Source organism: Levilactobacillus sp. FUA 3915 (assembly GCF_044053135.1).
Taxonomy (GTDB): domain Bacteria; phylum Bacillota; class Bacilli; order Lactobacillales; family Lactobacillaceae; genus Levilactobacillus; species Levilactobacillus lanxiensis.
In genome coordinates, this window is sequence record NZ_CP168704.1 from 177,718 (window position 1) to 190,946 (window position 13,229).

At 48.6% G+C, this 13,229-nt stretch carries 11 protein-coding genes and 1 other RNA gene; 2 read left to right on the forward strand and 10 right to left on the reverse strand.

The features are described 5' to 3' along the window. Window positions 1–22 precede the first annotated feature (22 nt). The 7 genes from ACEPST_RS01270 to ACEPST_RS01300 all read right to left on the reverse strand — a co-directional run bounded on the left by ACEPST_RS01270 (window position 23) and on the right by ACEPST_RS01300 (window position 7,770). Window positions 23–739 carry a hypothetical protein gene (locus ACEPST_RS01270; RefSeq protein WP_204120888.1) on the reverse strand — a complete coding sequence of 239 codons (717 nt, stop codon included), beginning with the start codon at window positions 737–739 and terminating at the stop codon, window positions 23–25. A gap of 46 nt (window positions 740–785) precedes the next feature. Further along, the gene (locus tag ACEPST_RS01275) at window positions 786–1,325 is read right to left on the reverse strand and encodes a hypothetical protein (protein WP_204120889.1); all 540 of its coding nucleotides are present in this window, start codon (window positions 1,323–1,325) and stop codon (window positions 786–788) included. A 504-nt stretch (window positions 1,326–1,829) separates the two neighbouring features. Beyond that, window positions 1,830–3,176 (reverse strand): glucose-6-phosphate isomerase, encoded by a 1,347-nt coding sequence (locus ACEPST_RS01280; protein WP_204120890.1) that lies wholly within the window; start codon window positions 3,174–3,176, stop codon window positions 1,830–1,832. Window positions 3,177–3,307: 131 nt separating this feature from the next. Then, the gene (locus ACEPST_RS01285) at window positions 3,308–4,171 is read right to left on the reverse strand and encodes a GRP family sugar transporter (protein ID WP_204120891.1); all 864 of its coding nucleotides are present in this window, start codon (window positions 4,169–4,171) and stop codon (window positions 3,308–3,310) included. 184 nt (window positions 4,172–4,355) lie between these two features. Then, window positions 4,356–5,504 (reverse strand): class I SAM-dependent methyltransferase, encoded by a 1,149-nt coding sequence (locus tag ACEPST_RS01290; protein ID WP_204120892.1) that lies wholly within the window; start codon window positions 5,502–5,504, stop codon window positions 4,356–4,358. A gap of 65 nt (window positions 5,505–5,569) precedes the next feature. Next, window positions 5,570–7,039 (reverse strand): sensor histidine kinase, encoded by a 1,470-nt coding sequence (locus ACEPST_RS01295; RefSeq protein WP_203646182.1) that lies wholly within the window; start codon window positions 7,037–7,039, stop codon window positions 5,570–5,572. Continuing rightward, window positions 7,036–7,770, reverse strand: a complete 735-nt coding sequence (locus ACEPST_RS01300; protein WP_204120893.1) for a response regulator transcription factor — start codon at window positions 7,768–7,770, stop codon at window positions 7,036–7,038. Before ACEPST_RS01300 ends, ACEPST_RS01295 begins: the two co-directional genes overlap by 4 nt. Window positions 7,771–8,348: 578 nt before the next feature. Here ACEPST_RS01300 and ssrA point away from each other — a divergent pair. Then, window positions 8,349–8,719, forward strand: a transfer-messenger RNA (tmRNA) gene (gene ssrA, locus ACEPST_RS01305). A gap of 186 nt (window positions 8,720–8,905) precedes the next feature. Further along, window positions 8,906–9,592 (forward strand): hypothetical protein, encoded by a 687-nt coding sequence (locus ACEPST_RS01310; RefSeq protein WP_204120894.1) that lies wholly within the window; start codon window positions 8,906–8,908, stop codon window positions 9,590–9,592. A gap of 464 nt (window positions 9,593–10,056) precedes the next feature. Here ACEPST_RS01310 and ACEPST_RS01315 read toward each other — a convergent pair whose 3' ends face one another. The 3 genes from ACEPST_RS01315 to ACEPST_RS01325 all read right to left on the reverse strand — a co-directional run bounded on the left by ACEPST_RS01315 (window position 10,057) and on the right by ACEPST_RS01325 (window position 12,969). Beyond that, window positions 10,057–10,143, reverse strand: coding sequence for a type I toxin-antitoxin system Fst family toxin (locus ACEPST_RS01315; RefSeq protein ID WP_125765626.1), 87 nt, complete (start codon window positions 10,141–10,143; stop codon window positions 10,057–10,059). 299 nt (window positions 10,144–10,442) lie between these two features. Next, window positions 10,443–11,834: an asparagine--tRNA ligase gene (gene asnS, locus ACEPST_RS01320; protein WP_204120895.1), complete on the reverse strand. Its 1,392-nt coding sequence runs from the start codon at window positions 11,832–11,834 to the stop codon at window positions 10,443–10,445. A gap of 382 nt (window positions 11,835–12,216) precedes the next feature. Continuing rightward, entirely contained in the window at window positions 12,217–12,969 is a 753-nt protein-coding gene (locus ACEPST_RS01325) for an HAD-IIB family hydrolase (RefSeq protein ID WP_204120896.1), read from the reverse strand. Window positions 12,970–13,229: the final 260 nt, after the last annotated feature.

Consider the following 13,229-nt stretch of genomic DNA (forward strand, 5'->3'; position numbering starts at 1 on the left):
TAAGACTTCACCTTCAACTGAATTAGCTTAAATCACCAACGGCCGTGCTTAATGCTTGAGAAAAAGTTTCCATAGTTGAGCTAACTTCATCCAGGTTATCCGTAATGGGTTCCAGATTATCTAATTGCTTAGCCATGGCATCCAAGTTCTTCCGCTGGGAACCAGAGAAACGGCTCTTAAATACGCCATATACATCCATTAAAGAATCTTTATCTTTAGTAGCAGCTTTCACGTCATCAGCACGTGATTTAAAAGAATTGGACTCCCAATTGTCTTTAATTGAACCAGCTAAATCTTCATAGCTTCTGCTGTAAGGCTTAGCTTGACTATCAGAACTAGCATGCATCAGTGCAGCTAAGTAAGCCGTATAAGTATCATTCAACCGCTTCTGCTTGTTAAACGGTGCCTTCCCAGAACGCAGGTACTTCTTGTAGATCCAACCAGACTTGCTGCCGGACTTAATGTAAGCCAGCGTCCCCTTCTTGCCGTGGTTCTTAATAACGGCCTTCTTGGTGGCAGTCCAGGTGGTGTAGCGGTACTTACTCATCTTGTACTTGCGGTGCGTCAATTTGGCACTGCTGTAAATATTCCCCATGCTCCCGTGATAGGTCTTGGGGGCAACCTTACTGGTCGACAGTACCTTGACCTTGCTCTTCGCGCTGGCTGGTGTCGTCAAACTTGGCGCAACTAACACAATACTCAGGGCGGCTAACAGCCCCGTCTTCATCAATTTATTCATTCTGATCCCACTTTCTAGAACTTGTTGTTCTCACTTAGATTAGGTGTTACTTGTAAGCCTTGACCTTGAAACTCTTGTTGGCCGATAAAACGAAAAACGACTGATGACCATTGACCTTGCCGTTGTAGCCAGCCCGCAGTGTCAGCTTCTTCGCTTTGGTCTTCACGACCTGACTAAAGGTTAACTGCTTCGTGACCTTCGCCAGCTTGACGCCATTGGCTGTCACGATTTGCACGTTCTTAGCCGGCGTAAATACGCTCAACGGAATGTTGGTGACGGCTAATTTGCCGCTGACCTTCACCGATTTGCCAGACTTGGTCCGCTTGGCCTTGACGTTGGTCAGCTTATACGTCCACCGATTTTCCTTAGCCTTAACGCTGCTATCACTGGTAAGGCCCAGCTCAACGCCCTGCTTTAACGTGTACTGCTTACCGTTATACATGACGACTTTCTTGCCATTGACCTCCGTCACCGTGGCCTGGACTGGCTGTGGCTTGGCCTGGGCCGTCGTTGATACCGTGGCTAAGGCCCCGCCTAAGCTCAACGCGACCAGCAAACCGGCGAATCCGCCTTTCACTATATCCATATGTACATCCTCCTTCGCCCGACAATTCGGGTTCCCCGATTGCCGGCACAACTGTCTGGGTACCGTTTCACCAGACACTCGTAATCATACACGTTGGGGATGTCACATTATGTCGTTTGGTATCATCCGCTAAATAAAATAGCAACTTTTTTATTTCCAACGTAAAAATCCGTGGGTCCTTGGCAATTTACCCTACCAAAGACCCACGGATTTTATCTTTTGCGTGCCTATATTTCATTATCACAATTCACCGGTCCACTTGTTCAAAATCCACTCTCCCTCACCACCATCCCAGAATAGCGTCTAAAATCGCCGTGAGAGCGTCGCATGTGAAAATTGGTATAGTCAGACGTTTTCACCCACCAAACGCGTCCTAGGACACTAAAACGGCTACTGATGGGTCGTTAGCCGTTCAGGGCTAGACCAGTAAGTCACTTTTACCCACGGCTAGCAAAAAAGCACCGCCACGAAATTCGCAGCGATGCTTTCATTTAAAGTTTAAGTTTAGAGCCGAGCGTTTAATTCCTTACCCAACTTTTCAAAACCAGGCTTGCCTAACAGGGCGAACATGTTCACCTTGTAAGCTTCAACACCGGGTTGGTTGAATGGGTTGATTCCGTTCAGGTAACCAGAAATGGCAACGGCCACCTCGAAGAAGTAGATCAAGTAACCCAACGTGTATGGCGTTTGGTCAGGGATGTGGACGCCCATGTTAGGAACACCCCCATCGGTGTGAGCTAAGACGACCCCTTGGCCAGCCTTGGTGTTGACAAAGCTCATTTGCTTGCCTTCCAAGTACTTCAAGCCATCTAAGTCATCAGATTCACTAGGCACGTCAACGTCGTTTTGAGGCTTGTCGACGGTGATGACCGTTTCCATCAAGTTCCGGCGACCTTCTTGGATGTATTGACCCAAGGAGTGCAAGTCGGTACTGAAGTTTGCGGATGATGGGTAGATACCCTTCTGGTCTTTCCCTTCGGATTCACCCATCAATTGCTTCCACCATTCTGCGAAGTACTGCAGACGTGGTTCGTAGTTTTCCAGCAATTCAGTGGTGTAACCCTTGCGGTATAAGATGTTCCGTAAGGCAGCGTATTGGTAAGCTTCGTTCTTGGTCAAATCAGGGTTGGTGTAGGCGTCTTGGGCGTCAGCGGCCCCCTTCATCAATTCGTCGATGTCAGCGCCAGAAGCGGCGATTGGCAACAAACCAACGGCAGTCAAGACGGAGTAACGGCCACCAACGCCGTCAGGAATGACGAACGTTTCGTAACCAGCAGCGTCGGCTTCAGTCTTCAAAGCCCCCCGTTGCTTGTCGGTCGTGGCGTAGATCCGGCTCTTGGCCCCATCGGCACCGTACTTCTTGATCAACATGTCCTTGAAGATCCGGAAGGCGATGGAAGGTTCCGTCGTGGTCCCAGACTTCGAGATGATGTTCACGGAGAAGTCACGGTCGCCAACCAAGTTGATCAGGTCATGAACATAGTCCGGACTGATTGAGTTCCCAGCGAAGAAGACTTGGGGTCCTTGACGCTTTTCTGCTGGTAAGTAGTTAAAGAAGGTGTCGTGTAAGAAGTCCACGGCCATCTTGGCACCCAGGTAGGAGCCCCCGATACCAATCACAATCAAGACTTCAGAATCAGAACGAATCTTCTTTGCTGCAGCCTTGATGCGGGCAAATTCTTCCTTGTCGTAATCATGGGGCAGTGCCAACCAGTCACGGAAGTCACTACCGGCCCCGGTACCTTGGCGTAATTCAGAGTCTGCAGCGGTGACAAGCGCTTGCATTTCTCCAAGTTCGTTGTCATGAATAAACGGATCAAGTTTGGAACGATCGAAGGCGATATGTGCCATATTTAGATAACCTCACTTTTATTGTTTTGACTAGTCCATTATAACGCATTCCCCTTAAAAGTAAATGGTCTAGTCCACACTTTTTAAGAAAATAAAAAGGGACGCCAACCCACGTTAGCCGTCCCTTATAACTATTTCATTAAACCGAGCGTAACCCCACCAGCAACAACTAACAGAGAGCCAATTGTGATGTAGACCATTTCGCGTCCAGTCTTCTTTTCACCCAGTAACCAGATGCTCCCGAACGTGGAAATAACGATCCCACATTGTGCCAGGGAGTAACTGATGGCCAAGCCGACCGTTGGAATGGACATGAACATAAAGAAGTTCCCAATGCCCCAGACCAAACCGGTGATGACGTTCTTGGCGGTTGCCTTGTGCCAAACTTTTTGGCGAGAGAACATCACGAAGATCAAGGCCCCTAAAATCATTCCCAAAGATTGTGGGAAGAGAATCGTCTTGGAGTCCAAGCCAGATGCTGTGACGATAACCGTGTACAGCACGTAACCAATCGTAGAAATCACGATGGCGATTGAGCCCCGACCCGCTTCAACGGGTTGACTCGAACCGGCTGCGGCGCGCTTGTCACGCAAGGACGTCATGGCTGCCCCGATGATCAAAACGATAACGGCAATCGTGCCCATCGTGATCATCTTAGTGGTCTTCCATTCGTGGAACAGTAAGACCCCGGCCAGCGCCGTCCCCACGAGTTGTAACCCGGTGGAGATGGGCACCGTCCGTGAAATCCCAATGAACTTCATGGACTGGAATTGTTCAAATTGCCCCACTGACCAGCACAGCCCGGAAGCAATTCCGACCAGCATGGACATGCCGGTTAAGGCACTGTGGAAGTAGACCAATGAGAAGATCCCGAATAAAACGGCCCCAGCGGTCATCCCTAACGTCTGTTGATAGGAAGTCCCACCCAGACGGCCACTGATCAATCCAATACTTCCCCAACAAACCGTGGGGATCAAAGCTAATAATATACCCATAATGCAAACCTCAACTCTCGTTTCATCTCTGTCGTTTCTCTCTGTAAGCGCTTCTTAATTAGCATTAGTAAGTGTAAATGTTTCTTTTCGAAAAGTAAACCATTGTTGTGCAAAAAAAGGACCAATTGGTCAGTGGTCTATCTAACCAAGTAGTCCTTCTTGTGTTTATTTTCAATCGTTTTCATTAATCAACCGACAAGAGTAAACCCTTTAACGATTCACTATGACGGTCGGCAACGTTGGTCAAAAAGTCATTTGGCGAGCCATACGTATTGAAAGCAGTTACATGACCGGTATAATTTTCTACCGCAGCGTTAACCGTTGACTGTAAGTGCTTCATGGAATACGTTGGGGCGGTAGCCGTGACCAGGATCTTCGTCCCCGTCGTCGCCACCTTCAAGGCTTGTTCAACCAGTGGTTGTAAGTCTTGTTCCAGCGTAAAGGTCCGCTTCTTACCACGGATAAAGGCAGGTGGGTTGATCATGATCATATCAAAGGTCAGCCCATGCTTGCTAGCGTAATCCAGGTAGTTGGTCACGTCCATCGTCCGCATTTCAACGGGCGCTTGTTCCAGGTTGTTGGCAGCCAATTGAGCTTGCAACGTGGTCGTGGCCCGGTTCGTGGGGTCAACACTGACCGCGTCAACGGCCCCACCGACCATGGCAGCGGCAACTAAACCAGTTTCCGCGCTGAATAAGTTCAAGACACGCTTTTGTTGGCCATTTTGCTTAGCCCAGTCCCGGACATCCCGGAACTCTAGGGCTAACTGTTGCCGGCTCAACGTCAGGTCAACGGGATAAGTGATGCCGTTTTCCAAAACATTGCTAGGTTGTTGACCCAGGTCGCCACTGATCAATTGGGTGGTTTCTTGCCCAGGCATGGCTGCCACAATGGTCTGGCCCTTGCCCATGATGCGTTCAAAGCCCGCGTAGATCAACCGTGCTTGTTGCTTCAGTGCGGCGTTTTGCCAGCGGAAGACGTAGATGCCGTTGTAAACATCTACGACCAAACCGCCAAGGCCGTCACCAGTGCCGTTAAATAACCGGTAAGCCTCTTGGTTGGCAAAGGCGCTCCGCTTAGCAGCGGCGGCCCGGAACTTGCCGGTAAAGAAGCGTTCATCGATTGGTTCATTTTCCTTCAGGCTCAGCACGTAGCCGATGCCCCGGTGTTGCTTGGCGAAGTAAGCCGTCGCCACGAAATGGCCATGGTTTTCCAATTGGACCCAGGCGCCGTTGTCAAAATCCTTGTTATTTTCTAAGTCGGTTAAAGCGACAATGGGATAGCCGTCCTCAAACTTACGGACGGACTTCCCGGTAATTTGTACTCGTTTCAAAAGTTTCCTCCTTAATGGTTCCCTCATTGTATCATGTTTAGCCCCAAAACACTCCCGCGAATTCCCTATTCCGTGGTTTTTGCGCGTTGCGAGTTGGTCTGGTGCTGATCGGGGAAGATGACGGTAAAGGTCGTGCCGACCCCTTCCTTACTGGTCACGCTGATCTTACCATGGTGCAGTTGGACCAGCTGGTGCACGATGGACAGTCCCAAGCCGGACTCGCCGTACTTGGTATTCTTCCGCGAAGGATCGGCCTTGTAGTAGCGTTCCCAGATGTTTTGCAGCTGCTCGTCACTCATTCCCATCCCGGTGTCGGCCACCTTGACGATGGTCTCCTCATAGCCACGTTGGGCCGAAATGGTGATGTGTCCCTGCTGGGTAAACTGAATGGCGTTTTGCGTAATGTTAAACATAATCTGCACAAACCGGTCATAGTCGGCATACACGGCAATTTCCTTGGGCGCCTGCAACTCCAGAATATCGCCGGAGTCATCGGCCTTTTGCTTGAGCTGTTCCACAATGTTGTGAAGCGCGTCGACCGCGTTAAACTCGTGCAGGTTCAGCGCAATCTGGTTGGACCGAATCTTTTCGTAATCCAGGTTTTCGTTGACCAACCGAATCAAGCGACTGGTTTCACTCCGCATCAGGTCGATGCTCTCTTCCTTACTCTCTTCGGGAATGGCATCATAGGCCAAGCCTTCCAGCAAGCCGTTGATGGTGGTCAATGGCGTTCGCATTTCGTGAGACGCGTTGGCCATGAATTCTCGCCGCCGCTGTTCCTGGCGTTGAATCTCTTCTTGTGAATCCTTCAACGAGTGGGCCATACCGTTGAAATCATTGATCAAATCATCAATTTCATCGCGATTGCGACTGGCCATTTGAATGTCGTAGTTTCCTTTAGACACCTGATTGGTCGCCGTCCGCAGTCGGTTGATTCGTGACGTGTAGTACCGGGCTAAAATGTAGCTCGCCACTACGGCCACTAGGAATGAAACCAATAACGCCCGAATTAAATTACGGTTGATTTGGTTCACGTTGGTGTTGATGTCCGAGACGAAGGCCCCCATCACCACGACCGCCACTAATTTATGATTATAGAAGTAAGGTTTCATGACTTCGGTCATCGCCGGACTCACTCGGCCATTCTTGTTACGGACCCGTCGATCGACGACTTTGTGAATGATTTGGTTATTTTTCAATTTCTTCCAATCAGACTTATCAATCGCCTGTTGGTAGACATTGGCGGGAAAAACGATTTTATTAGTTGCACTGTAGATGGTTGTGCTGATAGCCTGGTTCTGGAGCAACTGCTCACTACTCTCGAGCGAGGTCGTATCGAATTGCACGGTATTGGGTTTCTGCGAGCTGATTCGCAGCGACTGCTCAATCAGACTGTTGGAATATTTTTCCAGCGAGTTCCAGGTGTTACTGTACACCATGTGCCGGGTCATCTGCGAATACGACACGCCCATGATGACCAAAATAATCATGATTGCCGCAAAGAACCCTAACATCTGTTGATACATGAGTTTCATTGCTTGTTTGCTCCACTATCATCGAATTTATAACCGACTCCCCAAACCGTTTGAATAATTTGTGGGCCAACCTTTTCAATCTTCTGCCGGAGCTTTTTAATGTGGGCGTCCACGGTCCGTTCATCACCGTAGTACTCGTAATCCCAGACCAGCTGGAGGAGTTGTTCCCGGGAAAAGACCTGCCGGGGCTTCTGGGCCAACGTCTTCAGGAGGTCAAACTCCTTGGGCGTCAGGTCCTCAATCTGCCGGTCGTTCAGGTAGGCTTCCCGGGTCTTGGTGTTGAGCTTGAAGTTTTCCGTGACCACGTCAAACGCCTCAGTATCATTGGCGGTATCGTCTTCAGTCGGCTTGGAAACGGGCCCCAATTCGGCGCGCCGGTGCAGGGCCTTGATCCGGGCAATCAACGTAATGGGACTAAATGGCTTGGTGACGTAATCGTCCGCCCCCATTTCCAATCCCAAGACCTGGTCGCTTTCGGAGTCTCTGGCCGTTAACATGATGATGGGCACGGTCGGCGAAATCTTACGGATCTCCGCGCTGACCTGCATCCCGTCCATCCCGGGCAGGTTCAAATCAAGCGTGACCATGTCCCAATCATTGGGTGCGGCGGAAAACATTTCGACCGCTTCGTTGCCATCGTAGGCAAACTGCGCGTCCCACTGTTCCTTCTTAAAAAACATCGACATCATTTGCGAAACTGAATGGTTATCTTCTATCATTAAAAGCTTCATCGTTACCTCCACTGATTCCAACGTTATCTGGATTCGGTGCCGGCGAAAAAGTTAGTCGATCATAGTTATCCTGAAGTTAACAAGTTAATCAGAAATGGTGGTGATAGAACTATGAAGTTTCTGTAACTTTTAGCCGGTAACCGGTTTCTCTTCTATTATTTAAGGGCCATCCTGGCTGATAACGCACCTAACACTTGAATCACTTAAAATAGTTGTGCTGGTCACTGCTGTCAGTATAAACTAATTTCAGGCTGGGAACTACTGACACTGTCCACGGATTGGGTGCCAGTGTCGTGTTCGACGATCCCGGTGGGACTTGAAAATGGCCTCACTCTCACATTATACCGTTCAATCAGGATTCTGAATACCACATGGGGTGACCGATTTTTGCCACGGACCGTTGTCTCTTATTAAGCGTACACTCTTTAGCTTAAAACGGGTTACGCGGATTGACCAGTCACCCGTTTAGTTCCCCATCCATCCCCGACCCGGCCAAAATTTTACGTCGGTTACGGCTGATTCAAGTCAAATATTTTGCAGACGGGCTCAGGTATGGTACACTATATCAGTATCGAAATGGGGCCGTTCTGGATTCGACTGGTATAGGTTGAAGCTTGACTGCGCGTCGTAGCGGCATCTACGTTAAAAGGTCCAGTTTATTATAACTGCAAAAAATAATAACAATTCTTACGCTTTAGCTGCTTAATAGGCGCTTAACGTAGATCCTCCTAGGCTTGCCCGCGGTCTAGATCTGGGTCCTAAATTTAACGGGCTTACGCTAACGGCTCCCACCTGAAGTACGTTAGAAGAGATGAATCAGGTTAGCTGAGTATGTGGGCCCTGACAGGCGGCAAGTTATTCAGTGAAACTTTAAGTAGTCTGCCTATGCGTGTAGACGTTAAGTTGGCAATATGCTAGGACGCGGGTTCGATCCCCGCCGGCTCCATAAAGCACCAGAAACGGATTGTTATAACCCCTTAAAATGCCGGTAAAACGGCATTTTTATTTTGTCCAAAATGTATTAATCATCAAGATATGGTAGCCAATGGGACTCTTTCTGGTAACCAGCACACGAGAATCATCATGTAGGGCGGTGGAAATCGCGAAGAATCCATTATTGTCAGGGGAATGTCATATGAAGGTGCAACGCAGACTTAACATTGCGACGATTATCCTTAGTATAATTGCCGGTGGTTTATTATATATTAGGATAACTGATTATTGTCAACTATCGAATGTATGGGTAGACTTACCCGACGCGTCATTGAAAAACTATATTTTGCGTTTATGGATTTTAGTAGGCGCTTTAATTTTAAGTGATTTGGTCTGGTTTTATCTTCGCTCTAAAGATCTAGATTTTAAAACGTGGAGTGGCTTCGGGTTCTTGATAGTCGTTCTGTTGGGATGTATTTTACAATTCACCCAAACGCCAAATTATAAAAGCTATCATGAAACACCTTACATCATAAGTGCTACTACAGTGGAGAAACGAATAAACGCCAAGTCTTTTGATCCCTATAAAGATTTTCCGATTTACTTTTATCGAAAAACAGATTCTGCCTATAAAAGTGTACGCCACCAAATTCGGCAATTCTCATTGGGACAGCAAAATGATATACCAAGTATTGACCTAGCAACACTAGAGAAAAAATTGGGTAAGAAAAGGTATACCGTCGTTCTTAAAAACGCCAAAATAAACTCTAACAGTGCTTTCTTTATGAAGTATTATAATGATAATGGTGATGCCCGTAGAATAACGTTCAACAATCTACAAGATTCTGAAAACCTAAATAAAGCATTCAAGTTTATGGCTGATCACTAATCAGCGACTTCATTACATCAGCTATCGCTCCCCTAACGCTAAGTCATCATATTTTCAATTGACAATTAACCTTTAATTTGGACGCCAAAAGGGGTGACAACCGCTATTGCTAGCGGCTGACAGCCCTTTTCAATTTCCCTAAATTCCAAAAAATTAGAATTCAGCGTTACCTGGCGTCCGTGGGTATAGTAGGCTTTCTGGGTAAACAGCACACAAGACTCATCATGCAAGGATGGTGGAAACTGGTATCTTAATTGGTTAGCGGCTTTTATTGCCCTCCAATTCCGCCTGCCACTACCTCAAATGTAATTCATTACATTTGAGGTATAACACACTTGTGTTATACTGAATGTACAAAAAGATTTTGGAACATTGAGTTCACCAAAGGCCCTGACTATTGGAGTAGTCAGAGCCTTTTTTGTACGTCTATGTAAATAAACGGGTGGGTTAGAAGTTACCTAAAACTACCTATGCCGTCTACGGTCTAACCAGTCCGCAAATAAGGCGACTAGGATGCCAACAACAAGTGGCGCAAAAAGATTTTGAAACATGAGAGTTCACCTCCCCACTGTTGCTAGTGTGGGTTAGGCAACTTCTCTATTATCAGGTATGACAACTAGGATTGCAATGCTTTGCGTCCGAAACCACATCAATGTCTAACGGTTAAAATAACTGCTTTGGGATCAACCTTGTACTCTTTGAGCCTGTGCGCCACTTTGCTACTGGTCAATTGCCCGTTAGTTGCGCGGCTAACGGGTTTTCTTTTACACTTTTCCAGACGCCAAAAGGGCCGTCAACCGCTATTGCTAGCGGCTGACAGCCCTTTTCATTTTCCCTAAATTTCAAAAAATTAGAATTCAGCGTTACCTGGCGTCCGTGGGTAAGGGATCACGTCGCGGATGTTTTCCATCCCCGTCACGTACATCAGTAACCGTTCGAACCCGATACCGTAACCGGAATGTGGCGTTTCGCCATACTTCCGCAAATCAAGATACCATTGGTATTCCTCTTGTGGCAAGTTGTTGTCCTTGATCTTCTTGGCCATTTCAGCGTGACGTTCCTCACGTTGACTCCCACCGATCAATTCACCGATACGTGGAACCAACAAGTCAGCAGCGGCAACGGTCTTACCGTCGTCGTTATCGCGCATGTAGAAGGCCTTGATTTCTCGAGGGTAATCCGTCAAGAAGGTTGGACGCTTGTAAACCTGTTCACACAGGTAGCGTTCGTGTTCGGCTTGTAAGTCGAGGCCCCAGTAAACGGGAACGTCGAACTTAACGGGGGCCTTTTCCAACTCTTCAATGGCTTGCGTATAAGTGACTTGGGCAAACTTTTCGTTGGTCGTTTGGTGTAACCGGTCCAACAGGCCTTCGTCAACGGCGCCGTTCAAGAAGTCTAACTCATCCTTGGCGTTGTCTAACAGATAGTTGACCACGTACTTCAGTAACCCTTCGGACTCGTTGATGACGTCTTGCAGGTCGGCAAAGGCCATTTCTGGTTCGATCATCCAGAATTCTGACGCGTGCCGGGCCGTATGTGAGTTTTCTGCCCGGAAAGTTGGGCCGAACGTGTAAACGTCACGTAAAGCTAAAGCAAAGGCTTCAACGGGCAGTTGACCACTGACCGTCAAGTTGGTTTCCTTCTTGAAGAAGTCTTCGTGGTCATCGACCTTGCCATCGTCCGTCTTAGGCAGGTTGTTCATGTCCAGCGTGGTGACCCGGAACATTTCCCCGGCCCCTTCACTGTCACTACTGGTGATGATTGGCGTGTTCACGTAGGTGAAGCCGTGGCCCTGCAGGTATTGGTGAATGGCAAAGGCTGCCAATGACCGAATCCGGAAGACCGCGTAGAACGTGTTGGTCCGTGGCCGCAAGTGGGCCATGGTCCGCAAGTATTCATAGGAATGCTTCTTCTTTTGCAGCGGGTAATCGTTGTCGGAAGTCCCTTCCAACGTGATGGACTTGGCGTGAACTTCTAAGGGTTGCTTAGCGTCTGGCGTGTAAACGACCGTCCCCACGACCTTGATCGTTGAGCTCAGTGGTAACTTCGTCAGTTCTGCATAGTTTTCAATGTCACTCTTCATCACGATTTGGGCATTCTTGATGGTTGAGCCATCGCCGAGTTCGATAAACCCAACTCGCTTAGACCCCCGCACCGTCTTCACCCAACCGTGTAAGACAACTTCTTCACTTTCGGCAAAGTGTGTTTCGCCGAATAAATCTCTGACTAACGCTTCTGTCATTTGTATTCTCCTTCTTTGAGCACTAAAAAAAGACCCAACATCCCCATAATCAAGGGACGAAAGATCTTTCCGCGGTACCACCCAAATTGTTTTAGTAATCAAAACCAACTTTAAATAAACGTACTATCATACGTTCCGCTTGATAACGTGGCGGATCACGGCGCGGCCTACTCTCGAAATTTCAGCCGGCAACGAAAACGGGGTTATCCCCACCTGACGAGTGACTAAGCTCTCACTATCCTTAGTTCGCTAACCGTCGTAGCAGGTTGGGCGTTGGCCGTTTTTATTGTCTTTAAGCTTATGCAACTGTTGTCAGATTAGCACAAGTTGCCCCGAGTTACAACTGAAATTTCTCGGTGCAGCTTAAAAACGCGCGTGAAGTCTAGGCCAAACTGGCAATCTGTGTCGCCACCGCCTGACTGGTCGCTTGACAGGTGACGGATGCCCGTTGGCCCAGGTGCGCCAGTTGGGTTTTGCTGCTAACCCAGACGCTGGTACGTGCGCCGGCCAACATTTCCAGGTCATTTTGATCATTGCCAAACGCGATGTAGTCGGTCACGCCCAGGTGCTGCAGGGCCGTTGCTTTGTTAATATCTTGGGCCGTAATGTCTAAGTTGCCCTCCCCGGCATAGCTGACCACTGCTAAGCCTTTCCGAGCGGCCAACGTGCGGGACAAGTCAGTGGCCTGACGCGGTGGCAACCCGAGGAGTACCACCTTCACGGCCGTGGTAATTTCTGCTAAAGAGACCCGCTGCGCCAAGTGAGCCGGATCAATCCGTTGGGCCAGGGGATGCGTCGGGGTGACCCGCGCGGCGTAGTTCCAGCGGCCATCGACCACGTAATCCAGATTAGCCTGGGCAATGACCCCACGGAGCCGGTGGAAATCTGCCGTCTGAATAGGTGCAACGACTTCGACGCGACCATTCTGAGCCACGAGGGCTCCATTGGCACCAATCAGTTGGGCGTGCTTAAACCCTGGAATAATCGGCATTAAGTCGCGAATGGGTCGCGCTGAAGCAAAAATTATCCGGTGGCCCCGTTCCACCAATGCCTGAATGCTGGCTAAGATTTCTGCCGCAATCGTTTGCCCATCAAAGCTCAAGGTGCCGTCCACGTCAAATACAAAGGTCTTCATGCCCACTACCCCCAAAATATTAAGTTGATAAGCTCAATCCTACCATGGATAGTGGCCCCTGCCTATCACATTCGTCACCACCCATTAAGCGAATTCGCAGCCAATTTGTCTAGCGTAACTGCCATTTTCATTGGCTAATTATTTCCAATTTCTAGCGATTCACACACTTAGTCACTCACCGGATCAGTACATTTCTGCGTGAAAAATTTCCAACAACCGACAGCCACAGTTACCTAACGACGAAACGCCAAAATGGGCCG